A 23,736-nucleotide genomic window follows, 5' to 3' on the forward strand; every position below is an offset into this window, starting at 1 on the left:
TAGCCGCTGCCACTGACAACGCGGGTGTCACGCCGTCTGCGCCCGTGCCGCCTGACCGAGCGCCTCCAACACCGGCCGGATCAGCGGGTGTTCCTCCGCGCCCCGCCGTACGGCCGCGAAGACGCGTCGCGTGGGGGCCACCCCGTCGACCGGGCGGACGACCACGCCGGCGAGGTCCATGCCGCGCAGCGCCGAGCGCGGGACGAGGGCCACGCCGACGTCCGCCGAGGCCAGCGCGACGACCGCGCGGAAGTCGTCGGAGGAGTGCTCCAGGCGGGGCTGGAAGCCGGCGTGCTCGCAGGCCAGGACCACCACGTCGTGGCAGGGGTTGCCGGGGTACGGGCCGATCCAGGGGTCCTTGGCCAGCTCGGCGAGCGGCACCTCCGGGAGGTCCGCGAGCCGGTGGGTGACGGGGACGACCGCGTCGAAGGGCTCGGCGTACAGCGGGAGGTGCGCCAGACGGGGGTCGTCGGCGGCCGGCGCCCCCCGGTACTCGACGGCGACGGCCACGTCGACCTGCCGGTCGAGGACCATCCGCAGACTGGCGTCGCCCTCGGCGTCCTGGACGCGGATCCTTATCCCCGGGGCGGCGCCGGCGAGCCGGGCCACGGCGGGCGCGACGACCAGGGCGATGCCGGTCGCGAACGCGGCCACCGTGACCGTGCCGGCCGCCCCGGAGCCGTAGGCGGCGAGTTCCGCCTCCGCCCGCTCCAGCTGGGCGAGAACCGCGTGGGTGTGGGCGAGCAGGATCTCCCCGGCGGGGGTCAGCCGCACGCCCTTGGCGCCCCGCTCGACCAGCCGGTGCCCGGTCTCCTGCTCCAGCGCCGTGAGCTGCTGGGACACCGCGGACGGCGTGAGGTACAACGCGGCGGCGGCCGCCGTCACCGTACGGTGGTCGGCCACCGCCCGAAGGATGTGCAGCCGCCGAGCTTCGATCACCCCACGATTATCGCAGGCCACGAGGCCTGGGCGGGGCCGTCAGGCGGGGGTCGGTTCCGCGTCCCCCAACTCGGCCCGGGCCGCGACGAAGGCGTCCACCGCGCGGTCGACGTCGTCCGTGGAGTGCGCTGCGGACAGCTGGACCCGGATCCGGGCCTGGCCCTGGGGGACGACCGGGTAGGAGAAGCCGATGACGTACACCCCGCGCTCCAGCAGGAGTTCCGCCATCCGGCCGGCCCGCGCCGCGTCGCCGATCATGACGGGGGCGATGGCGTGGTCGCCGGGGAGGACGTCGAAGCCCTCCGCCGTCATCCGGCGGCGGAACAGGGCCGTGTTCTCGGCGAGCCGCACGCGCAGGTCGTCGGCCGACTCCAGCAGGTCGAGGACCTTGAGGGAGGCCGCGGCGATGACCGGGGCGAGGGTGTTGGAGAACAGGTACGGCCGGGAGCGCTGGCGCAGCAGGGCGACGATCTCGGCGCGGGCGGCGACGTACCCGCCGGAGGCGCCGCCGAGCGCCTTGCCCAGCGTGCCGGTGATGACGTCGACGCGGTCCATCACGCCGTGCAGCTCGGGCGTGCCGCGGCCGCCGGGGCCGACGAAGCCGACGGCGTGCGAGTCGTCGACCATGACCATGGCGTCGTAGCGGTCGGCGAGGTCGCAGATCTCGCGCAGGGGCGCGACATAGCCGTCCATGGAGAAGACGCCGTCGGTGACGATCAGCTTGCGGCGGGCGCCGCCCTCGGTCGCCTCCTTCAACCGGGCTTCCAGGTCGGCCAGGTCGCGGTTGGCGTAGCGGAAGCGGCGCGCCTTGCACAACCGGATGCCGTCGATGATCGACGCGTGGTTGAGGGCGTCGGAGATCACGGCGTCCTCGGGACCGAGCAGGGTCTCGAAGACCCCGCCGTTGGCGTCGAAGCAGGAGGAGTACAGGATCGTGTCCTCCTGGCCGAGGAACGCCGACAGCCGGGCCTCCAGCTCCTTGTGCACCTCCTGGGTGCCGCAGATGAAGCGCACGGAGGCCATGCCGTAGCCCCAGCGGTCCAGGGCCTCGTGGGCGGCGGCGATCACCTCGGGGTGGTCGGCGAGCCCGAGGTAGTTGTTGGCGCAGAAGTTGAGGACCTCGCCGGGGCGGCCGCCCGCGGTCACGGCGACGGTCGCGGACTGCGGGGTGCCGATGACGCGCTCGGGCTTGTGCAGTCCGGCGGCGCGGATCTCGTCGAGGGTGGCGCGCAGGTCGTCGCGCACGGAGTCGAACATGGGGGAAGCTCCTGAAAGTGTCTCGCCGGTGAGGGAGTTACGCGGTCCAGTCGAGGATGACCTTGCCGCCGCGGCCGCTCGCCGCGTCCGCGAAGGCCGCCTCGAAGTCGCGGTGGTCGTAGCGGCCGGTGATCACGGGTGCGAGGTCGAGTCCGCCCTCCAGCAGCACCGACATCGCGTACCAGGTCTCGAACATCTCACGGCCGTAGATGCCCTTGATCGTGATCATCGACGTGACGATCCGGGACCAGTCGACCGGGAACTCCTCGGCGGGCAGGCCGAGCATGGCGATACGGCCGCCGTGCGTCATGTTGGCGATCATGTCGCGCAGGGCCTCGGCGCGGCCGGACATCTCCAGGCCGATGTCGAAACCCTCGCGCAGGCCCAGCTCCCGCTGCCCGTCGGCGATGGACTCCCGCGAGACGTCGAGGGCGAGACTCGCGCCGATCTTGCGGGCCAGCTCCAGCCGCTCCTCGCTGACGTCGGTGACGACGACGTTGCGGGCGCCGGCGTGCCGGGCGACGGCGGCGGCCATGAGGCCGATCGGCCCGGCGCCGGTGATCAGGACGTCCTCGCCGACCAGCGGGAAGGACAGCGCGGTGTGGACGGCGTTGCCGAACGGGTCGAAGATCGCCGCCACGTCGAGGTCCACCGGCACCCGGTGCACCCACACGTTGGACGCGGGCAGCGCGACGTACTCCGCGAAGGCCCCGTCGCGGCCGACGCCGAGGCCGACGGTGGCGCGGCACAGATGGCGGCGGCCGGCCAGGCAGTTGCGGCACTTCCCGCACACGAGGTGCCCTTCGCCGCTGACCCGGTCGCCGACGGCGATCTCCGTGACGTCACGCCCGGTCTCGACGACCTCGCCGACGAACTCGTGTCCGACCACCAGCGGGGTGCGGATCGCCTGGCGCGCCCAGCCGTCCCAGGCCCGGATGTGCAGGTCGGTGCCGCAGATGCCGGTGCGGAGCACCTTGATCAGCACATCGCCCGGTCCGACGACGGGCTCCGGCACGTCCGCGAGCCACAGCCCGGGCTCCGCCTTCTCCTTGACCAGCGCCTTCACGCTACGGCTCCTGTGGTTCGGTCCCCCGCGTCCGGGCACGCCGAAGGGGCCGCCGGTACCGGGGAAGGGGTGGAATCCCGTAGCAATCTGCCGTACGGCGCGGGTGCGGTCCATCGAGAGTTTCTTAAGCGGCTCCACAGTTCCGCTTCACACGCCGGCGCTCACCGGGCCGACGCCTCTCACCGTGCCTCACAGAAAGCTTCCGTCGGCGTTCCGGCGTTCCAGCCGGCCGGCGAGGTCGGCGGCGGTCGCCTTGATCGTGTCCAGACCGGTCCGGCCCCAGGCGCGGGGCGCGAGGTCGGCGACGCACACCGTGCCGAGCGCCATGCCCGTCGAGTCGATGAGCGGGGCTCCCAGGTAGGAGCGGACGCCGTACGCGTCGACGACGGGGTTGCCCGCGAACCGCGGGTAGTCGTTCACGTCCTCCAGGACCAGCGCCTTGCGCCGGACGACGACGTGCGGGCAGTAGCCGTGGTCGCGGGGCAGGGTGCGGCCGATCTCGGGCTTGCCGCCGCGGGCCTCCCGGCCGCCGGGCGGGGTGTGCAGCCCGGCGAAGAACTGCCGTTCCCCGTCAGGGAAGTTGACCATGGCGTACGGCGCTTGGGCCAGCTGGGCGAGACGGTCCGCGAAGGCGTCGAGGGCGGGCTCCGGCCACACCCCGAGGCCCAGCCGGCGCAGTCTGCTGGTGCGGGCGGGGGCGTCCTTGTCCTCGGGGGTGAGCAGCAGTCGACCGGCCGGGCGCGGCGGGTCGTAGCTCATGAGCGGGCTCCGTCCCCGTGGACGCTCGGCTGGGGCGTCGCCGAGACGTGGGCGATGAGGTGCCGGACGAGGGTGAGCAGCGTCTGGACGCCGGAGGCGGAGATGCGGGCGTCGCAGGGCACGACGGGGACCTGCGGGTCCAGGTCGATGGCCGCACGGACCTCCTCGGGGTCGTAGCGGTGGGCGCCGTCGAACTCGTTGACGGCGATGATGAATCCCAGGCCGCGTTCCTCGAAGAAGTCGACGGCGGCGAAGCACTCCTCCAGCCGACGGGTGTCGGCGAGGATGACCGCGCCGAGCGCGCCCTCGGAGAGTTCGTCCCACATGAACCAGAACCGCTCCTGGCCCGGGGTGCCGAACAGGTACAGGACGTGGTCGGCGTCCAGGGTGATGCGGCCGAAGTCCATGGCGACGGTCGTCTCGACCTTGTTCTCGATGCCGTCGAGGCTGTCGGTCGCGGCGCTGACCGTGGTGAGCAGTTCCTCGGTGCTCAGCGGCGCGATCTCGCTGACGGTGCCGACGAACGTGGTCTTGCCGACCCCGAACCCGCCCGCGACGAGGATCTTGAGCGCGTTGGGGAAGGGCTCGGGGCGGTCGCGGCGTTCGTCGTAGGGGGCGGCGTGGGCGGCGCGGGCGCCCTGGCCGGCGCGGTTCGGGTCGAATGCGTCGTGCCCTTCTCGGGCGGCGCGGGCGTCGCTCTCAGAGCTGTCGTCGTAGTCCATCGAGCACTGCCTCCAGTAGGGCCCGGTCGGTGGGGATGTGGTGGTACTCGGGTGGCTTGGTGGTGAGCGCCCCGCAGTCGACGAGGTCCGACAGCAGCACCTTGGTGACCGCGGCCGGCAGCTTCAGGCAGGCGGCGACCTCGGCGACCGGGACGGGTCCCCGGCACAGGTCCAGCGCCTGCGCGTGCTCGGGGCCGAGATAGCCGAGGGGGGTCGACCCGGTGGCTCTCACCTGTGACATCAGATCGAGGGCGACACTGGGCTCGGTCCGGCCGTTGCTGACCGTGAAGGGGCGCACCAGCCGGCCGGCCGCGTCGTCGAGCCAGGGGCCGTCGCCGGCCGCCGCCACGCTCAAGGTCCCGTCACCGACGGTTCGACGGCGTGCCGGCGGGGCGCGGTCTCCAGGTAGGGGCGGACGCTCTTGACGAGCATCGCCATCTCGTAGCCGAGGACGGCGGCGTCGGCCTCGCGGCCGGCGAGGACGGCGAGGCAGGTGCCGGAGCCCGCGGTGGTGACGAACAGCAGCGTCGAGGCGAGTTCGACGACGACCTGGCGCACGTCGCCGCCGTCTCCGAAGCGGACGCCGGCGCTGCGGCCGAGCGAGTACAGGCCGGAGGCCAAGGCGGCCATGTGGTCGGCGCTGTCGTGGTCGAGGCCGTGGACCGACTTCACCAGGCCGTCGCAGGAGAGGAGGACCGCGCTGTTGGTGTGCGGTACGCGCTGCACGAGACCGCTCATCAGCCAGTCGAGGTCGGATACATGGCCGGTCGGCGCTTCGCTCGCCATGGTGGATCGACTCCTTGGGGTACGCGGGTCCGCGGGAGCGGCGGGGGTGGGGGTGGTGAGGGCGGTGCTGATCATCCGGCCGGCGGGCTCCCGTCGTACGGGCCGGTGGGGTACGACACCCGTCCCGGGGGCGGGGTCGGGGTGGAGTACCGGGGCGTTTCCAGGTCTTCCGGCTCCAGGCTCTGCTGGGCCTCGGCGAGGCCCATGCCGCGCTGGAAGGCGGCCATGAGGCCGGGGTCGTGGCCGACGGGCCGCTCCATGTCCTGCCGGGGAGCGGGGCCGCCGCGCAACTGGGGCACGATGTGCTCCTGGGCGCGGCGGCGGGGCAGCTGCGGCTTGCCCACGGTGCCGCGGATCGCCCCGGCGCGCGGGGTGGGCGCGATGCCCGAGTGCTCGTCCAGCACGGGCCGGTCGGCGGGCCGGATGCCGGGTACCGCCTCCGCCGGGGTGGGCCGCTCCTCGTGCGCCCCGCGCACGGGCAGCGGAGCCAGACCGTGACCGTCCGGGCGGGGGGCGTCGTGCCGGGCGCCCTGGCCCCGGGGCCGCGCACGCGGCGACCCGGGTGGGACGGGGGCGGACGCGGTGGTGGCGCCGGCCGGCCCGCCGGGGGGCACGGGACCGGGGGCCATGGCCGCGTCCAGGGCGGAGGGCGGGGCAGGCGGTGGCGCCGGCGTCCGGGGCGGGTTCGGCGGGTGGGGCGTGCCCGGCAGACGCGGCGGCAGCGCGGGGGGCCTGGGTCGGCTCCGCGCCCCCGCCGCCGAGGGCGCCGGGCCACGCCCCTGCCCGCCGCTCTCCGACGGCGCTCCTCCCCCGCCGGTCGCGCCCCCGGGAGACGGCGTCCCGCCTCGCGCGACGACGCCGGCCCCCGACGGCACCTCGCCCAGGCCGACCGCGCCGGCCCCCGACGGCACCTCGCCCAGGCCGACCGCGCCGCCCGTCGGCGTAGCCCCGGGCTGTTCCCCGGTGGCTCCTGCTCCCTCCTCCCCTGCCTGCGGCAGCCCCTGCGCCGGGCCCAGCAGGGCCTGCGGTACGACGAGCACGGCCTGGACGCCGCCGTAGATGTTGCCCTGGAGGCGGACGTGGATGCCGTGGCGGCGGGCGAGTTGGGAGACGACGTAGAGGCCGATGCGGCCGTCGGCGAGCAGGCGGCCGACGTTGACCTGGTCGGGGTCGGTGAGCAGGGCGTTCATCCGGCTCTGCTCCTCGGCGGGCATGCCGAGTCCGCGGTCCTCGACTTCGACGGCGAGCCCGGAGGTGACGAGGTTGGCGCGCAGCAGGACGTGGGTGTGCGGGGCGGAGAACACCGTGGCGTTCTCGACGAGTTCGGCGAGGAGGTGGATGACGTCGGCGACGGCGTGCCCGCGCAGGTCCCCGGCGATGGGTGGGACGAGCTTGACCCGCGAGTACTGCTCGACCTCGGCGATGGCGGAGCGCAGCACCTCGGTCATGGGGACGGGGTTGCTCCACTGCCGCCGGGAGACGGCGCCGCCGAGCACGGCGAGGTTCTCGGCGTGGCGGCGGATGCGGGTGGCGAGGTGGTCGACGTGGAAGAGGCCCTTCAGCAGGTCGGGGTCCTCGATCTCGTTCTCCAGCTCGTCCAGGATGGAGATCTCGCGGTGCACGAGGGACTGAAGGCGCCGCGCGAGGTTGACGAACACCTCCAGTTTCTGTTCGTTGCCGGCCTGGCTGGAGAGCTGGGCGGCCTGGACGACGGCGGTGACGGCCCCGTCGTGGGCGCGGGCGAGGTCGGCGGCGAGGAGCTCGAAGTCGTCGGCGTCGCCGGGCGGTCCGCCGCGTGTCCTGCGGGGCGGCGGGGCCTCGCCGCGGCGCAGGGTGTCGAGCAGCGCGCGCAGGTCGGCCTCGCCGCGCGCGCTGCCGGCGCGCAGGGCGGCGATGCGGTCGCTGACGGAGCGGGCGGCGCGGTCGGCGGCCACGGCCGCGACGAGGATGCCGACGGCGGTCACGCCGACCGCGCCGGTGAGGACGGCCCACAGGGTGGGGCTGGGCCGGGCTCCGGTGGAGCGCACGGTGAACAGCACGGCCGCGCAGGCGCTGAGGGCGACGGCGGTGGGCGGGAGCACGGCGAGCCGGACGAGCTGTGGCCGTATGTGTGTCTCGGCCGGCGCGGGTGCGGGTCGGGCGACCGGTCGTCCGTGCCGTCCGCCCTCGCGGCGGTCTGCGCGTGGGGCGGGTGCGCCAAGGTGAGACATCGGTGTCCTCGTACTGTCGGTCCGTCGGGCGTACTCGGCCGCGCGGGTGCGCGTCCCGGGCATGCGCCATCGCGGTGTCGGTCGAGAGGGCCGGGAATTCGGCCGCGCGTCGTCCGACGGACACTCACAGTAGTCGCCAACGCATCATGTGCGGTGGGCAGTTGACAAACTCCCCCGGGGAGGGTCCCGCTCTGGTATGAGACTTCGCACGACAGACCGATAAGGACCGCAATGCCCCCGTTCGCAGAGCGCCCCGAAACAACGAAGGAACGGTCGACGTCGATCAGAATCGGTCACTGTCGGTGAACACACCGGAGGTCGCCTCAACCGTGCCAGGCCCTCGGGGAGCTGTAGGTCCCGAGGCGGTCCGGGCGGGTCCAGCCGGCTGTGGGGGGCCGCTGCGGAGCGGGTTCGTCGGGGGGCGTCAGGAGCAGCGTCAGGACGACCGTCACCGCCGCGAGTTCCTCGGCGCTCGGCTCGCCCCGCAGGACCCGCAAGGACGTGGCGGCGAGCAGGTCGGAGGGTGTCGGCGTCGCTGGCATGCGGTCTCCTCACTGGGGCGGGTTGCCGTGCTTGCGGGTGGGCAGGGCGGCGGACTTGGCGGCGAGCATCGCCACGGCGCGGCTGAGGACCAGCCGGGTGTCGCGGGGATCGATCACGTCGTCGACGAGTCCGCGCTCGGCCGCGTAGTAGGGGTGGACCAGTTCGTTCTTGTACTCCTTGATCTTCTGCCGGCGCATCGCCTCGGGGTCGTCGGCGGCCGCGATCTCACGGCGGAAGACGACGTTGGCCGCGCCCTCCGCGCCCATCACCGCGATCTCGTTGGTGGGCCAGGCGAGGGCCACGTCGGCGCCGATGGAGCGGGAGTCCATGACGATGTAGGCGCCGCCGTAGGCCTTGCGCAGGACCACCGAGACACGCGGCACGGTGGCGTTGCAGTAGGCGTAGAGCAGTTTCGCCCCGCGCCGGATGATGCCCTCGTGCTCCTGGTCGACGCCGGGCAGGAACCCGGGCACGTCCACGAGGGTGAGCAGAGGGATGTTGAAGGCGTCGCAGAACTGCACGAACCGCGCGCCCTTCTCACTGGCCCTGATGTCGAGCACACCGGCCATGGACGCGGGCTGGTTGGCGACGATGCCCACGACGTGGCCGTCGAGACGGGCCAGCGTGCAGACGATGTTGGTGGCGAAGGCGGCGTGGACCTCCAGGTGGTCGCCGTCGTCGACGATCTCCTCGATCACCTTGCGCATGTCGTAGGAGCGGTTGCCGTCCTCGGGGACCAGGTCGAGCAGGGCGTCGCCGGGGCGGTCGGCCGGGTCGCCCGCGGGGTGGGCGGGCGGCAGTTCGCGGTTGTTGGAGGGGAGCAGGGTGAGGAGGTAGCGGACCTCTTCGAGGCAGGTGCGCTCGTCGTCGTAGACGAAGTGGGCGACTCCGGAGGTGCCGCCGTGCACGTCCGCGCCGCCCAGGCCGTTGTGGCTGATCTCCTCGCCGGTGACCGCCTTCACCACGTCCGGGCCGGTGATGAACATCTGGGAGATGTCGCGTACCGCGAAGACGAAGTCGGTGAGGGCGGGCGAGTAGGCCGCGCCTCCCGCACACGGGCCCAGCATGACCGAGATCTGCGGGATCACCCCGCTCGCCTTGGTGTTGCGCTGGAAGATGCCGCCGTAGCCGGCCAGGGCCGAGACGCCCTCCTGGATGCGGGCGCCCGCGCCGTCGTTGAGGGAGACCAGGGGCGCGCCGGCCGCGATCGCCATGTCCATCAGCTTGTGGATCTTCTGGGCGTGGGCCTCTCCGAGGGCGCCGCCGAAGATGCGGAAGTCATGGGCGTACACGAAGACCGTACGGCCCTCCACCGTGCCCCAGCCGGTGATGACGCCGTCGGTGTACGGCCTTCTGGCCTCCAGGCCGAAGCCCTGGGCCCGGTGCCGGCGCAGGGCCTCGACCTCGGTGAACGAGCCTGGATCGAGAAGGAGTTCGATGCGTTCGCGGGCGGTGAGTTTGCCCTTGGCGTGCTGGCGCTCGGTGGCCTTGGGGTCGGGGCCCGTGCGGACGAGCTCCTTGATGGTGTGCAGTTCCGTGAGACGGTCCACCTCGTCGAGGGTGTCCGGGGCGGTGTCGAGCACGATGGCTTCGGGATCGGTGAGGGTCATGATGCCTGGGCCCTTTCCTTCCTGTTCCTTGTGTCGATGAGGGCGTGCGGGCGCACGGAGAACGGGTCGTGGGCGCGCAGCATGGTGCGCAGGCCCGGTTCGACGGCGGAGATCCGCTCGACGGCGTCCCGGGCGTACAGCGACTCGGCGGGCACCGGGTACATGGCGGCCCGCCAGTCCTTGCCGCCGGCCAGCGCCGCGGCGCCGACATGGCCGTCGCACAGGGGCGCGTTGCGCACCGTCCAGCCGGCCGGGCGCCAGGACTCGGCGGCCTCGCCGAGGTAGTCGAGGTCGGCGGCGCGGGCGAGCCCGGTGCCGAGCCCCTTCAGGTAGGCCTCCTTCCGGGACCACAGCCGGGCGAAGGCCGTCTGCCGCCCGGCGGCGGGGAGCCGGGCGATCTCCTGGCGCTCGGCCGGGTGCAGCAGGGGCAGGCAGGCGTCGACGGTCTCCTGCGACGGCAGCGCCTGGACGTCGACGCCGACCCGGGCGCGGGCCACCGCGACCAGGGCGAGGCCGTGGCTGTGGGAGAGCGAGAACTGCGGGGCGCCCGGCAGGTCGACCAGCACCGGCCGGCCGTGCCGTTCCCCGCACTCCTCGCACCACTCCCGGCCGATGTTCAGCCGCCGGGGCTCCACGCCGGTGTACACCGACAGCACCCGGCGCAACCCCACATGGGCGGCGATGTACGTCTGCCGGTCGCCGGGCCGGCGGTAGGCGGCCGCGCGCCGCCGTTCGTCGGGGGCGAGTTCGCCGACCGGTACGTCACGCGGCGAGGCGGGGGACGGGAGCAGCCAGAGGTGCAGGTTCGACGGGCCCAGCTCCCTGGCCGGGTGCGGGCTGTTCGGTACGAGGGGGACGTTCACGTACGGCTCCTGGTTCCGGTCGTGGGTGCCTGCGGTCGCTCTGCGGGAGCCGCCGGCCGCGTGGCGCGGTCCCGCGACCGCCGGCGTGAACCGGGGCGCGGTCACCGGGGCGGGTGCGGTGCCGAAGTCTCATGGCCCGTCCCGCTCCGGCAGGCACTCCTCGAAGAAGGCGAGTGCGCGCAGGTGGTAGGCACGGGCCGTGCGGCCCAGGCTGATGTTGTGCCCGGCGTCCGGCTGCCGGTCGACGACGACCCGTGGCGCGGCGCTCAGCCTCGTGCGCAGGTCGTCGAGGGTCTCGGTGTCGTGCCGCCACCACAGTTCGTGCTCGGCGAACGTCAGGCGCACGGGGACGCGTACGCGCGGGGCGAGCGCGTCGAACGCCTCCGGCCAGCCCGAGGCGCCGCGCAGCTCCTGTTCCGGGATGGGTTTCACCAGGTCGGCGCTGCGCTGGAAGGTGGCGGGCGGGTAGAGGCCGAGCCGGCCCCAGTTGTGGCGCCACCGGGCCCGGTCGGGGCCGGCGAGCAGTTCCGCGGAGCGCGGGGCGTAGCGGTGGCCGCAGCCGGAGATGTCGAGGCCCAGCAGATCGTCCGGCGGGGCTTCGGCGGCCAGGGTCAGGGCGAGCTTGCCGCCGAAGGAGTGGGCGAGCAGGAACGTGCCGGTGCCGACGGGATGCTCGGCGTGGAAGTGGTCGAGCCCGGCGCGCAGGACCCGGGCCTGTCCGGCGAGGTCCAGGCCTTCGGGGAGCCCGACGGCGGAGTCGCCGTAGCCGGGCCGGTCGACGGCGAGGACCGCGAACCCCAGGTGCGCTCCCAACGCGCACATGGAGGCGTCCGGCTGTGCCCCGCCGTCGAAGTACCCCGCGCTCATCCCGGCCCCGTGCAGCGCGACGACGGTGGCCCGCGGTGGCGTGTCCTGGGGCGCGCTCAGCAGGGCGGACAGAGTGTGCCCGGCGGCATTCAGGGTGATCCGCCGTACGCGGGGGCCGACGGTCGAGGGCGCGGTGGTCATGGTGCTACGCCACCTCCGGAGTGCCGAACCAGCGGTGCAGGGCGATGACGAGACCGTCGATGCCGGCGGCCACCTCGGCCTCGGTCGGCTGGGGGACTTCGGAGGTCGCCGCGGCCGGCGGCTGCGGGGCTGCGGCGTGCGGGTCGGCCATCGTGCGGGAGTCCTTTCCTCCGGCGGCCCAGGCCACGTGGCCGTCCGGGCGTACGAGCAGGGCGGTCGCGCCCGAGAAGACCCCGGTGCTCTCGGGGGTGGCCGTGACGACCGTGACGCGGTCGTTCCACCGGGCGGCGTTCGCACGGAGGTCCGGGTCGTCGGTGAGATCGAGCAGGACGCCCCGGGCCGGGTGCAGCAGGTCCGTCGTGGTGGTCCGCGTGCCGTCGGCGAGCGTCAGCGGGCGTGGGGGCAGGCGCCGGCCGAGGAGGGGGTGGGCGCCGGGGGCGAGGTCGTAGGCGATGTCGAGGTGGCTGACGACACCGGCCAGCAGGCGGCGGACCTCCTCCAGTCGCATCAGCTCGCCGAAGACCTTGCGCACCGGGTCGGCCTCGGCTCCCCCGAGGAAGATCACGCCCTGCGCGCGGGTGTTCATCAGCAGCCGGGCGCCGACGGGGTGCCGTTCGTCGTGGTAGGTGTCGAGGAGCGCGTCGGGCAGGTCCCCGCGGACCACCGCGGCCAGTTTCCAGCCGAGGTTGACCGCGTCCTGCACGCCCGTGCTGAGCCCCTGGCCGCCGGCCGGGAGATGGACGTGCGCGGCGTCCCCGGCGAGCAGCACCCTGCCCCTGCGGTAGGCGGAGACCTGCCGGGTGGCGTCCGTGAAGGAGCTGACCCAGTCGGCGCCGCCGCCGGCCAGCGACTCGCCGGTGATGCGCTCCCAGGCGGCCGCGACCTCGTCGAACCCGACCGTGCGCGGCCGGTCGTCGGCGGGCGTGCCGTCCTCGCACACGATGATCCGGTCGACGCCCGGCGCCAGCGGCGCGGCCATCACCATGCCGTTCTCCAGCCGCTCCCCCAGGAAGCGGGGGCGGATGTCGCAGCCGGTGACGTCGGCCAGGTACATCAGGCGCGTGGCCGGCAGCCCGGGGAAGTCGAAGCCGGCCGCCTTGCGCACGACGCTCTGCCCGCCGTCGCAGCCCACCAGGTACGCGCCGCGCACCCGTTGTTCGCCCTCGGGCGTGGCCACCACGATCTCGACGCCGTCCCCGTCGTCGGCGAGCTTGGTCAGCTCCCAGCCCCGCCGTATGTCCGCGCCCAGCTCGCCGGCCCACTGCTCCAGGACGGCCTCGGTCTGCGACTGCGGGATGCCGCGCGCGCCGAAGTGGGCGTCCTGGAGGACGGTGTAGTCGAACTGCACGCCGCCGAAGTGGCCCATCGGGCTCTTCTCCGGCGTGCCGAACCGCGGCAGCAGCCCGCGCTGGTCGAACACCTCCATCGCGCGGGCCGTGAATCCGAGCCCCCGGGACTGCCCGGTCGGCTCCGCCAGTCTCTCCACGACGACGACCCGGGCGCCGCCCAGCCGCAGTTCCCCGGCGAGCATGAGGCCCGTCGGCCCCGCGCCGACGACGATCACATCCGTGTCCACAGCGCTTCCCTCTCTGAGCCTCGCTGAAAAATGTCGAGTCCTGTGACGGCAGGACCGGCCGCTCGCGGCGTCCTGCCGTGCGTGTCCGTCACAACCCGGGGTCGGGCCGCCCGAACCAGTGGCGGAACGCCGCAGTCGCCGCCCACGGGTCCGAGCCCGCCCAGGCGACATGGCCGTCAGGGCGGACCAGCAGCCCCTCGGCGCCGTGCAGCGGCTCGGCGGCGTCCGGTCGTACCGCCACCGAGGTGACCCGGTCCGACCAGACCTTGCCGAGCCAGCGCAGTTCGGCCCGGGCCGAGTCGGAGACGATCAGCAGTCCCCGGCCGTCCCGCAGCGACATCGCGACCTCGACCAGGCCGTCCGGCGTGGGCAGCGCGCTGAGCGGGAGCCGTGCGCCGAGCAGTGGATGGGCGCCGCCACCCGTGGGGTACCGGACGTCGAGCCCGGTGATCATCGCCGCGAGGTGGTCCCGCGCGGGTCCCGCGGCGATGAGTTCGGCGAGCAGGGTGCGCGCCGCCTCCACCTCCGGCCCGCCGAGCAGCAGGAGCGCCTGGGCCCTGATGTTGGCGAGCACCCGGCGTCCCACCTCGCGCCGCTCGTCGTCGTAGGTGTCGAGCAGCCCCTGCGGGCTCCGGCCGCGCGCCACCGCGGCCAGCTTCCAGCCGAGGTTGGCTGCGTCCTGGAGGCCCAGGTTGAGGGCCTGTCCGCCGCTCGGCATCTGGCGGTGGGCGGCGTCCCCGGCGAACAGCACCCGCCCGTGGCGGTACCGCTCCAGCTGCTGGTTGGCGTCCCCGAAGGCGTTGAGCCACACCGGGCGCCCGGCGCCGAGGTCCTCGCCGGTGACCTGCCGCCACGCGTCGAGGACCTCGGTGAACGCCGGCGGTCCCGTCCGCCGCCGGGCCGGGCGGCCGAACACGTGCACCATCACCCGGGTCACCCCGCCGGGCATCCGCGCGGCGATCGCCAGCCCGTGCTCCCGTCGCTCGAAACGCCGGTTCGGGATGTCGATCCCGGCGATGTCCGCCCGCAGCAGCTCCCGCCCCGCCGGGGCGCCGGGGAAGGCCGCTCCGGTCAGCCGCCGTACGGTGCTGTCCTCGCCGTCGCAGGCGACGACGTACGCCGCGCGCAGCCGCCGTACGCCGTCCGGGGTGTCGGCCGTGATCTCCACGTGCCCGTCCTCACGGCCGTCGTGCGGGCTGAGTTCGCGCACCTCCCAGCCGCGCCGGATGTCGGCCCCGAGGGCCGTGGCCCAGTCCTGGAGGAGTTCCTCGGTCCTGGTCTGGGGCACCTTCCACTGGCCCGAGTACGGGCCGGGCATGGTCAGGTCCATCGGCACGCCGCCGAAGTGGCCGCGTGGCTCGCGCGGCGGGTCGCCGAGCGCGTCCAGCAGCCCGCGGCAGTCGAACAGCTCCACCGTGCGGGCGTGCAGCGTGGAGGCGCGGGACTCCGTGGTGGGGGTGCGCAGCCGTTCCAGTACGACGACGTCGGCGCCGCCGAGGCGGAGCTCGCCGGCGAGGAACAGGCCGACGGGGCCCGCCCCCACCACGACGACCCGGGCGGCGGCCTGGGAGGTGTCGGTGGCCATGGTCAGCGGCTCTTCTCCGCGTGGTCCCTGGCGTGGCCCAGCGTGGCACGGCTGTTGGTGCTCAGTGCGCCCTGGACGTACTCGCGGGCGTCCTCGACGGTCGCGTCGGGGCCGAGGATCCGCTGGATGTTGTCCGGGTTGAGCACGACCGTGTGCTGCGAGGTGGCGGCGACCCCGCGCGGGTACTCCTCGAACGTCCACAGTCCGGTGTGCAGGGTCATCAGGGCCGGCAGGGTGACCTGCTTGTAGGCGATCGCGCGGTGCGGGAAGGTCACCCGGTACGACTTCGTGGTGTGCGTCGAGCCGTCCTTGGCCCGGGTGTCCATCTCCAGCTCCTGGAGGCCGGGCGTGGGCTCCTCGAACCGGACGCGGGCCACGTGCGGCAGCCTGTCCACCCAGCGGTCGGCCTCGTTGACGAAGTCGTAGACGTCCTTCGCCGAGCCCTCGATCAGAACGGTGTCCTCGAAGGAGAAGGTCAGCTCACGCGTCGCGTGGGCCCGCTCGACGTTCTCCTTCAGGGCGGCCAGCTCCGAACGGGAGTTGCGGTCGACGGCGTCGTCGATCCAGGCGAGGCCCTCGGGATCGTCGTCGACGGCGCGGTAGTCGTGCAGCAGCCGTACCAGCGAGTCGCCGCCCGGCAGCTCCTCGATCACCCAGGTGCCGCCCATGGCGGCGACCGGGGGCGCGGAGACCTCCTGGCGGAAGGTGATCCGGCGGTTGTCGGGGTCCAGGGTGCGGTGCGAGGTCCAGCTCTTGGGGGCGCCGCCCGCGGTGGCCCAGATGCGGATGCGCTCCTCGCGCTCGCCCTTCTCCAGGTGGTCCACGTGGATGGTGGGCGGGAAGATCCGCGGCCAGTTCTCCACTTCCGCGATCAGGCGGTAGACGGCGTCGGCGGGGGCCGAGACGGTGATCTCGTGCGCCACCTCGCGGGTCGTTGCTTCCGTCGTGGTCACGTCCTTGTCCTCTTCTTCGTCGGGTGGTTGCTTCGGGTGCGCCGGGTCCGGGGTGCGGGCCGGGTCAGAAGTTGCCGAGGCCGCCGCAGACGTTGATCGCCTGAGCGGTGACCGAGGCGGCGGTGTCGGAGGCGAGGTAACCGACCATCCCGGCGACCTCCTCGGGCGTGGAGTAGCGGCCGAGCGGGATCTTGGCCTGGAACTTCTCGAGGATCGCGTCCTCGGTGGTGTCGTAGGCGGCGGCGTAGCCCTGGCGGACCCGCTGGGCCATGGGGGTCTCGACGTAGCCTGGGCAGACGGCGTTGACCGTGACACCGGTCGGCGCGAGCTCGTTGCCGAGGGCCTTGGTGAAGCCGACGACGCCGTGCTTGGAGGCGGAGTACGGGGCGCCGAGGACCACGCCCTGCTTGCCGGCGGTGGACGCGATGTTGATGATCCGGCCCCAGCCGCGCTCGCGCATGCCGCCGGTGGTGAGCACCTCCCGGGTCATCCGGAAGACGCTGTTCAGGTTGGTGTCGATGACGTCGTCCCACAGCTCGTCCGCGAGGTCGGCGGTCACCCCGCCGCCGCTGCGGCCGGCGTTGTTGACGAGGACGTCGACGGGGCCGAAGCGGTCGACGGCGGCCTGCACGAAGTCACGGACCGCGTCCCGCGAGCGCACGTCCACGACGGCGCCGTCGGCCTCGATGCCTTCTTCCTGGAGCTGCTTGACCGTCGCGGCCACGTTGTCGGCGTCGCGCGCGCCGATGAACACGCGGTGCCCGTCGGAGCCCAGCCGGCGGGCGGCCGCCAGGCCGATGCCACTGGTGGCTCCGGTGATCAGTGCGACCCGCTGCGTCTGCTGCTGCGGCATGCTCTTTCAACTCCTCTGCGTGAAGGACTGCGTGGAGCGTGGGGGGACAAGGGGAAGGGGGGAGTGGGGGGCGTGGGGGGGTGCCGCCGCCGGTCCGGTGGGGGTGGGTCCGGCGGCGGATCACAGGCGGGCGGGGAGCCGATGTCCCGGGTGTGGCGGAGTGTCAGGCGGCGGCCTGCGTCCCGTCCTCCAGATGGGCGTTGACCGCGTCGATGAGGGAGCGCGGGGTGTTGCTCTCCGACAGGACGTCGTCGTCCAGGACGATGCCGTACTCACGCTCGATGCGGCCGCCGGTCTCGAGCAGTGCCAGCGACTCGTAGCCGAGGTGCTCGAAGTCCTCGTCGAGGATGTCGCCGTCGAGGTCGACGGTCTCCTCGGCGCCGGCGCCCTCGATCAGGATGCGCTTGAGGTCGTCGAGGGTGAAGGCTTGCGTTTCCACGTGTGTTCCTCTCACGTCGTGTTCGTGTTCGTGTTCGTGTTCGGTGTCGGTGTTCGTCGGTGTTCGGTGTCGGTGGCGCGGTGGGTCCGGCGGTCAGGCCACCGCCCGTACGACCGCCGCCGAGTTGAAGCCGCCGTGGCCGCGGGCGAGCACGAGCGCCGTCCGCAGCTCGCCCGTGCGCGGCCGGTCGACGACCAGGTCGAGCCGGTAGTCGGGGGACGGCGTCACGTGCACCGTCGGCGGGATCACCCCGTCACGTATGGACAGGAACGCGGTGGCCAGGTCCAGCGGCGCAGCGCCCGAGTAGAGGCGGCCCGTCATCGTCTTCGGCGCGGTGACCGGGACGCCCCTCGGTCCGAACAGTGCCGTGATCGCCTCCGCCTCGATCCGGTCGCGCTCGGGGTCGGCCGCCGCGTCGCAGAACACGACGTCCACCTGCTCGGCCGCCAACCCGGCGTCCGCCAGGGCGAGTTCGATCGCCCGGCGCAGGCCCGGCGGCCGCTCACCGCCCGGCGCGGGGTCGAACGTCGCGGCGTACCCGGCGATCTCGCCGTAGATCCGCGCGCCGCGCGAGCGCGCCGACTCCTCCGACTCCATGACGAGCAGCGCACCGCCCTCTCCGGGCACGTAGCCGTCGGCCGCCCGGTCGAAGGGCAGATACGCCTGGCTGGGCTCCTCGCGTGTGCTCAGCCGCTGCGCGGCGAGCTGGGCGACCCAGCCCCACGGGCAGATGGAGGCGTCCACGGCTCCGGAGACCACGACCGCGGTCCCCTTGCGGATCTGCCGGCGTGCCTGCGCCACCGCGTCCAGACCGCCGGCCTGGTCGCTGACGACCACGCTGCTCGGGCCCTTCATGCCGTGCCGGATGGAGATCTGGCCGCTGTTGACCGCGTAGAACCAGGCGAACGACTGATAGGCGCTGACGTACTGACTGCCCTGGCTCCACAGCGCCTGAAGCTCGCCCTGGCCGAACTCGAAGCCGCCCGACGAACTCGCCGTGACCACGCCCATGCTGGACTCGGGCAGCTCCTGCGGCCGTATCCCGGCGTCCTCGAGCGCCCAGTCGGCGGCGACCAGCGCCAGCCGGGTCATCCGGTCGGTCTGCGGCAGCAGCCGGCTCGGCAGGTACTCCTCGGCCGCGAAGCCGGGGATCTCACCGGCCAGCCGCGCCGGGTACTGCGACGGGTCGAAGCGGGTGATCCGCCCGATGCCGCTCTTGCCGGCGAGCGTGGCCTCCCAGTAGTCCTGGACGCCGAGGCCGTTGGGGGCCGTGATGCCCAGCCCTGTCACCACCACCGCGGTCATGCCGCACTCCTCTCGGGACGGGCGAGCACCATCGCGCTCTGGAAGCCGCCGAACCCGCTGCCCACGGTCAGCACCGCGTCGGTCAGCTGCTCACGCGCGGTGACCGGCACGTAGTCGAGGTCGCACTCGGGGTCGGGGGTGTGCAGGTTCGCCGTGGGCGGCACCACGTGGTGCTCCATCGCCAGCGCGGAGGCGGCGATCTCGATCGAGCCGATGGCGCCGAGCGAGTGCCCCACCATCGACTTGATGGAGCTCACGGGGGTGCGGTAGGCGTGCTCGCCCAGGCTCTTCTTGAAGGCGGCCGTCTCGTGCCGGTCGTTCTGCTTGGTGCCGGAGCCGTGGGCGTTGATGTAGTCGATCTGGTCCACGTTCATCCGGGCCTCGTCGAGGGCCACGGTGATGGCCTCGGCCATCTCCGCGCCGTCCGGTCGCAGCCCCGTCATGTGGTAGGCGTTGCTGCGGGTGGCGTAGCCGGCGATCTCGGCGTAGACGTGCGCCCCGCGCCGCAGAGCGCTCTGAAGTTCCTCCAGGACGAACACCGCGCAGCCTTCACCGAGCACGAAACCGTTGCGGGTGCCGTCGAAGGGGCGCGAGGCCTGCTCGGGGTCCTGCCTGCGCGGGGTCGTCGCCTTGATGGCGTCGAAGCAGGCCATGGTGATCGGCGAGATCGGCGCGTCGGACGACCCGGCGATCATCAGGTCCGCCGAGCCCTCGCGGATCAGCTCGACCGCGTATCCGACCGAGTCGATGCCGGAGGTGCAGCCGGTGGACACCACGGAGTTGGGGCCCTCCGCGCCGACCGTCCAGGCGACCTCGGCCGAGAAGGAGCTGGGGACGAAGTAGTTGTACAGGTGCGGTACCGCGTACTCGTGGTCGACCAGGTGCAGCCGGCCGCCGTCGCTGACGATCCGGTACTCCTCGTCCAGGCCCATCGTGGCGCCGACCGCGCTGCCGATGGTGACGCCCACCCGGTGCGGGTCGTGGGCGGCGAGGTCGATCCCGCTGTCGGCGACCGCGCCGCGCGCCGCGACCACCGCGAACTGGGCGGCCCGGTCCATCCGGCGGACTTCCTGCGGGGTGAGCCCGTGCTCCTCGGGGTCGAAGTCCATCTCCGCGGCGACCTGCGAGCGGAACGGGCTCGGGTCGAAGAAGGTGATCCCGCGCGTGGCCGTACGGCCTTCGCTCAGCATGTCCCAGAACCGGTCCTTGCCGACGCCGCCGGGCGCGAGCACCTCGATCCCGGTGATGACGACTCGGCGGCCGCTCATCGGGAGGCCTCCCAGGAGTAGAAACGCGTGGCCATCGCGTCGGCGGGAGACCGCCAGGTGGCCGGGTCGTACGCCTGGATGTAGGGCTTCAGGTCCTCGCTGATGCGCACGAAGCGCTCGTCGGACTTGGCCTTCTCGATCAGCTCGCCGCCGTTGTCCGCGTCGAAGTCCTGGAGGTGGAAGTACAGACCCCGGTACTGGAAGAGCTGACGGCGCCGGGTGCCCATCAGATGCGGCATCTCGGACTCGTCGAACGCGCCGAACAGTTTCGCGACGTCGGCCGCCGAGCCCGGTTCCATCCGAGCCACGATCAAGGTGCTGTGCATGATCTTTCTCCTTGAAAAAGGGTGCGTGGGACCTGGGGGCGAAAGGGAATGTGTGAACGGAAGGGAATACGGGGGGGCGGAAACGTGGGGGGAATCCGCATTCGGTCAGTCGATGCCCCGGCAGATGTGCGGATGGTCGCTGACGTTCTCGTCGTCCTCGCCGGCCAGGAGCCAGGCGGGGGCTTGGGGCGCGGGCGCGTCGCGCCCGTCGCGGGAGTCGGAAGAGATCTCGGAATACGTCCGCGTGAGCGGCTGGGAATGCGTCGTCGAGTACATCTGGGTCACACCTCCCCGGGAATTCAGTCCTTGATTTCGCAGATGGGTGCGCCGGAGGAGACGGAGCCGCCGACCTGGGCCGACAAGTCCTTGACGGTTCCGGACTTGTGGGCGTTGAGGGGCTGCTCCATCTTCATGGCCTCCAGGACGACGATCAGGTCGCCTTCCTGGACTTCCTGGCCTTCCTCGACGGCGATCTTGACGATGGTGCCCTGCATCGGGGAGGCGAGGGTGTCGCCGGAGGCGACGGGGCCGGACTTCTTCGCCGCGCGCCGTTTGGGCTTGGCGCCGGCGGCCAGGCCGGTGCGGGCCAGGGACATGCCCAGCGAGGAGGGCAGCGAGACCTCCAGACGCTTGCCGCCGACCTCGACGACGACCGTCTCGCGGCAGGGCTCCTCGTCCGTCTCCGCGTCCGCGGGCGCGGTGAAGGGCTTGATCTCGTTGACGAACTCCGTCTCGATCCACCGGGTGTGGACCGTGAACGGGCCGGTCGAGCCGGTCAGCTCCGGCGCGAACGCCGGGTCCTGGACCACCGCGCGGTGGAAGGGGATCGCCGTCGCCATGCCCTCGACGCGGAACTCCTCCAGCGCACGCGAGGCCCGCTCCAGCGCCTCCTTGCGGGTGCGGCCGGTCACGATCAGCTTCGCCAGCAGCGAGTCCCACGCCGGGCCGATCACACTGCCCGACTCCACGCCCGCGTCCAGCCGCACCCCCGGACCCGACGGCGCGTCGAAGAGGGTGACCGTGCCCGGAGCCGGCAGAAAGCCGCGGCCCGGGTCCTCACCGTTGATACGGAACTCCAGGGAGTGACCGCGCAGCACCGGGTCGCCGTAGCCGAGCTCCTCGCCGTCGGCGATCCGGAACATCTCCCGCACCAGGTCGATGCCGGCGACCTCCTCGGTGACCGGGTGCTCCACCTGCAGACGGGTGTTGACCTCCAGGAAGGAGATCGTGCCGTCCAGGCCGACGAGGAACTCCACCGTGCCGGCGCCGACGTAGCCGGCCTCCTTCAAGATGGCCTTGGAGGAGGAGTACAGCTCGGCGAGCTGCGCCTCGGACAAGAACGGCGCCGGCGCCTCCTCGACCAGCTTCTGGTGGCGGCGCTGCAGCGAGCAGTCCCGGGTGGACACCACGACCACGTTGCCGTGCCGGTCGGCCAGGCACTGCGTCTCCACGTGCCGCGGCTTGTCGAGGTAGCGCTCGACGAAGCACTCCCCCCGGCCGAACGCGGCGACCGCCTCACGCACCGCCGACTCATACAGCTCGGGGACTTCCTCCAGCGTCCGGGCGACCTTCAAACCCCGCCCGCCGCCGCCGAAAGCGGCCTTGATCGCGATCGGCAGGCCGTGCTCCTCGGCGAACGCGACGACCTCGTCGGCGCCGGAGACCGGATCCGGCGTGCCGGCCACCAGCGGCGCCCCGGCCCGCTGCGCGATGTGCCGGGCGGCCACCTTGTCACCCAGATCCCGGATGGCCTGCGGCGGCGGACCGATCCAGATCAGACCCGCGTCCAGGACCGCCTGCGCGAAGTCGGCGTTCTCCGAGAGGAAGCCGTACCCCGGATGGACGGCGTCCGCACCGGACTCCCGGGCGGCGTTCAACACCTTGCCGATGTCCAGATAGCTACCCGCCGGTGTGTCACCGCCCAGGGCGAACGCCTCATCCGCGGCGCGGACATGCAGAGCGTCCCGGTCCGGGTCCGCGTAGACGGCCACGCTCGCGATACCGGCATCCCGGCACGCCCGGGCCACGCGGACAGCGATTTCGCCACGGTTGGCGATGAGCACCTTGCGCACGGACGGCCCTCTCCTCGATCGGCGGGAATTGGCGGGATGATCAGGCGGGCCCGGGGTAATTCTGGTTCCGGGACCGGCGCCTGAACACTCGTCCATCCTCCGAGGAGGACAACGGTGCTTTCAACAGATGGCGATTAAGCCTTCGGACCAGAACCTCAGAAGGGATACGGCTTTGTCGGCGCAGCGCCAGGCAGATGTCAGAGAATTGTCAGAACGGCTGGAGGAATGCTCCCGGCTCGACGACAGGACCGAGCACGCGGGAAGCATGCCGGCTCCGGGATCGTCGGGCCGGCCGGGCCGCACACGCGAAACGCCCGGCCGGGAAACCCGGCCGGGCGTCTGCGTGAACTGTTCACGGCACTGATCAACGGTGAGTGTCAGCCGTTTCCGAAGCGGAACCCCACTCCGCGTACGGTGACGATCCAGTCGCTGGCCCCTAACTTTCCTCTCAGACTGCTGACATGGGTGTCCACGGTCCGCCGGGACCAGGAACCGCCCCAGACCTGCTGCATGATGCGCTTGCGGGAGATCACGGTCTCCGGATGGCAGGCGAGCATGTAGAGCAGATCGAACTCCTTGCGCGTGACCTCCACGACCCGGCCGTGCAGACTGACCTCGCGTGAGGCGGCGTCGATGCGCAACGGCCCGTGCAACACGACCTGTTCGATGTGCGTCTGCGGACGTGAGCGACGCATGACGGCGTCCATACGGGCCATCAGTTCCCTGAAGCCGTAGGGTTTGACGATGTAGTCGTCCGCGCCGGCCTGGAGGCCGAGAACGCGGTCCAGCTCGGTTCCCCACCCCGTGACGGCGATGAGCGGCACGTCGCTCAGGGACCGGATGGAGCGGCACACCTCCAGGCCGTCCACGTCGGGCAGTTCGAGATCCAGCAGAACGATGTCCGCCCGCTGGTAGGCCTGGAGAGCGGCGTTCCCCGTGCCCACTCCCTCGACCTGATGACCGTGCCGGCGCAACCCGGTGGCCAGGGCCTCCATGTCGCCGGGGTTGTTCTCGACGACCAGGACCCGCCAGGTCGTCGACGTCTTACGGGCCTGCGGCGGGACGGGCTTTCGCGACTCCAGAGTGCCGCTCATTGCGTGTTGGCTCACTGCTCTCCCCCTGAACACGTAGTTCCCGCTCGAGCACCTTGGCTCGTCGAGCCTAAAAACCTACTCCTCGGTTTGTCAAAAAAAGGTTAGGTAAACTCACCCACCGTGATATTTGCCGTCACTTTTGCCGGAATTGTCGACACATGAAGGATCAATTCCGCTCCGCAGCGTGATCGGTCGGGAAGCCCTCGGTCGAAATATCGACCCCGCCTCCGGCACAAACAGCCACTGACGGCCACTGCGGTCTGCTCTGGACGTCCAGCACCGCCCATGCCGACCGGTTGACAGGAGCACGACGGTCACCTCCGTCCGATGCATTGCGCATCCCTCAGGGCGGTGGTAGACCGTCCAGCACGTCCCCAACTGGCTGATTCCCTGCTTCCACTTTGCCCTTGCCCTGGTCACGAGGTGGGAAAGTGTGATCTTCTGGGCAGTATTGACGGAGCGTCAAAGCCGACGAGGGTGATCGACGGGCCCGACTCCCCCG

The 23,736-nt window shown here is 72.4% G+C and carries 23 protein-coding genes; all 23 read right to left on the reverse strand.

All coding sequences use genetic code 11. From position 1 onward, the window contains the following. Positions 1 to 27: 27 nt before the first annotated feature. Entirely contained in the window at positions 28 to 939 is a 912-nt protein-coding gene (locus tag EV567_RS22655) for a LysR family transcriptional regulator (RefSeq protein ID WP_130442985.1), read from the reverse strand. A 39-nt stretch (positions 940 to 978) separates the two neighbouring features. Further along, a complete protein-coding gene (locus tag EV567_RS22660) occupies positions 979 to 2,196 on the reverse strand; it encodes a glycine C-acetyltransferase (protein ID WP_130442987.1) in 1,218 nt (405 codons plus the stop codon). Between the two features lie 37 nt (positions 2,197 to 2,233). Next, positions 2,234 to 3,262 carry an L-threonine 3-dehydrogenase gene (tdh, locus tag EV567_RS22665; protein WP_130442989.1) on the reverse strand — a complete coding sequence of 343 codons (1,029 nt, stop codon included), beginning with the start codon at positions 3,260 to 3,262 and terminating at the stop codon, positions 2,234 to 2,236. Between the two features lie 189 nt (positions 3,263 to 3,451). Then, positions 3,452 to 4,021 (reverse strand): GAF domain-containing protein, encoded by a 570-nt coding sequence (locus tag EV567_RS22670; protein ID WP_130442991.1) that lies wholly within the window; start codon positions 4,019 to 4,021, stop codon positions 3,452 to 3,454. Further along, complete coding sequence (locus EV567_RS22675) at positions 4,018 to 4,743, reverse strand: ATP/GTP-binding protein (protein WP_242620964.1); 726 nt, start codon at positions 4,741 to 4,743, stop codon at positions 4,018 to 4,020. Before EV567_RS22675 ends, EV567_RS22670 begins: the two co-directional genes overlap by 4 nt. Beyond that, a complete protein-coding gene (locus EV567_RS22680; RefSeq protein ID WP_130443121.1) occupies positions 4,721 to 5,092 on the reverse strand; it encodes a DUF742 domain-containing protein in 372 nt (123 codons plus the stop codon). Before EV567_RS22680 ends, EV567_RS22675 begins: the two co-directional genes overlap by 23 nt. 2 nt (positions 5,093 to 5,094) lie before the next feature. Continuing rightward, the gene (locus EV567_RS22685; RefSeq protein WP_130442993.1) at positions 5,095 to 5,529 is read right to left on the reverse strand and encodes a roadblock/LC7 domain-containing protein; all 435 of its coding nucleotides are present in this window, start codon (positions 5,527 to 5,529) and stop codon (positions 5,095 to 5,097) included. Positions 5,530 to 5,600: 71 nt separating this feature from the next. Beyond that, complete coding sequence (locus tag EV567_RS22690; protein WP_130442995.1) at positions 5,601 to 7,739, reverse strand: ATP-binding protein; 2,139 nt, start codon at positions 7,737 to 7,739, stop codon at positions 5,601 to 5,603. A gap of 323 nt (positions 7,740 to 8,062) precedes the next feature. Then, positions 8,063 to 8,281, reverse strand: coding sequence for an acyl-CoA carboxylase epsilon subunit (locus tag EV567_RS22695; RefSeq protein ID WP_130442997.1), 219 nt, complete (start codon positions 8,279 to 8,281; stop codon positions 8,063 to 8,065). Positions 8,282 to 8,290: 9 nt separating this feature from the next. After that, a complete protein-coding gene (locus EV567_RS22700) occupies positions 8,291 to 9,892 on the reverse strand; it encodes an acyl-CoA carboxylase subunit beta (protein ID WP_242620965.1) in 1,602 nt (533 codons plus the stop codon). Next, positions 9,889 to 10,755, reverse strand: a complete 867-nt coding sequence (locus tag EV567_RS22705; RefSeq protein WP_242620966.1) for a 4'-phosphopantetheinyl transferase superfamily protein — start codon at positions 10,753 to 10,755, stop codon at positions 9,889 to 9,891. Before EV567_RS22705 ends, EV567_RS22700 begins: the two co-directional genes overlap by 4 nt. 129 nt (positions 10,756 to 10,884) lie before the next feature. Then, on the reverse strand, positions 10,885 to 11,763 hold the full coding sequence (locus EV567_RS22710) for an alpha/beta fold hydrolase (protein ID WP_130442999.1): 879 nt from the start codon (positions 11,761 to 11,763) through the stop codon (positions 10,885 to 10,887). A gap of 4 nt (positions 11,764 to 11,767) precedes the next feature. Continuing rightward, entirely contained in the window at positions 11,768 to 13,510 is a 1,743-nt protein-coding gene (locus EV567_RS22715; RefSeq protein WP_130443001.1) for an FAD-dependent monooxygenase, read from the reverse strand. Beyond that, positions 13,428 to 14,924 carry an FAD-dependent monooxygenase gene (locus tag EV567_RS22720; protein ID WP_130443003.1) on the reverse strand — a complete coding sequence of 499 codons (1,497 nt, stop codon included), beginning with the start codon at positions 14,922 to 14,924 and terminating at the stop codon, positions 13,428 to 13,430. The genes EV567_RS22715 and EV567_RS22720 overlap by 83 nt, the downstream gene beginning before the upstream one ends. A gap of 2 nt (positions 14,925 to 14,926) precedes the next feature. Beyond that, a complete protein-coding gene (locus EV567_RS22725; protein WP_130443005.1) occupies positions 14,927 to 15,877 on the reverse strand; it encodes an aromatase/cyclase in 951 nt (316 codons plus the stop codon). Between the two features lie 64 nt (positions 15,878 to 15,941). Beyond that, the gene (fabG, locus tag EV567_RS22730; protein ID WP_130443007.1) at positions 15,942 to 16,730 is read right to left on the reverse strand and encodes a 3-oxoacyl-ACP reductase FabG; all 789 of its coding nucleotides are present in this window, start codon (positions 16,728 to 16,730) and stop codon (positions 15,942 to 15,944) included. Positions 16,731 to 16,893: 163 nt separating this feature from the next. Further along, on the reverse strand, positions 16,894 to 17,169 hold the full coding sequence (locus EV567_RS22735; protein WP_130443009.1) for an acyl carrier protein: 276 nt from the start codon (positions 17,167 to 17,169) through the stop codon (positions 16,894 to 16,896). A 93-nt stretch (positions 17,170 to 17,262) separates the two neighbouring features. Further along, the gene (locus EV567_RS22740; RefSeq protein ID WP_130443011.1) at positions 17,263 to 18,474 is read right to left on the reverse strand and encodes a ketosynthase chain-length factor; all 1,212 of its coding nucleotides are present in this window, start codon (positions 18,472 to 18,474) and stop codon (positions 17,263 to 17,265) included. Further along, a complete protein-coding gene (locus tag EV567_RS22745; RefSeq protein WP_130443013.1) occupies positions 18,471 to 19,742 on the reverse strand; it encodes a beta-ketoacyl synthase in 1,272 nt (423 codons plus the stop codon). Before EV567_RS22745 ends, EV567_RS22740 begins: the two co-directional genes overlap by 4 nt. Next, on the reverse strand, positions 19,739 to 20,068 hold the full coding sequence (locus EV567_RS22750; RefSeq protein ID WP_130443015.1) for a TcmI family type II polyketide cyclase: 330 nt from the start codon (positions 20,066 to 20,068) through the stop codon (positions 19,739 to 19,741). Before EV567_RS22750 ends, EV567_RS22745 begins: the two co-directional genes overlap by 4 nt. Before the next feature lie 105 nt (positions 20,069 to 20,173). Then, positions 20,174 to 20,353 (reverse strand): hypothetical protein, encoded by a 180-nt coding sequence (locus tag EV567_RS22755; RefSeq protein WP_130443017.1) that lies wholly within the window; start codon positions 20,351 to 20,353, stop codon positions 20,174 to 20,176. A 14-nt stretch (positions 20,354 to 20,367) separates the two neighbouring features. Then, positions 20,368 to 22,140 (reverse strand): biotin carboxylase N-terminal domain-containing protein, encoded by a 1,773-nt coding sequence (locus EV567_RS22760; RefSeq protein ID WP_130443019.1) that lies wholly within the window; start codon positions 22,138 to 22,140, stop codon positions 20,368 to 20,370. Positions 22,141 to 22,517: 377 nt separating this feature from the next. Beyond that, positions 22,518 to 23,234: a response regulator transcription factor gene (locus EV567_RS22765; RefSeq protein WP_242620967.1), complete on the reverse strand. Its 717-nt coding sequence runs from the start codon at positions 23,232 to 23,234 to the stop codon at positions 22,518 to 22,520. Positions 23,235 to 23,736 lie beyond the last annotated feature (502 nt).

Source organism: Streptomyces sp. BK239, from assembly GCF_004217285.1.
Classification (GTDB): Bacteria; Actinomycetota; Actinomycetes; order Streptomycetales; family Streptomycetaceae; genus Streptomyces.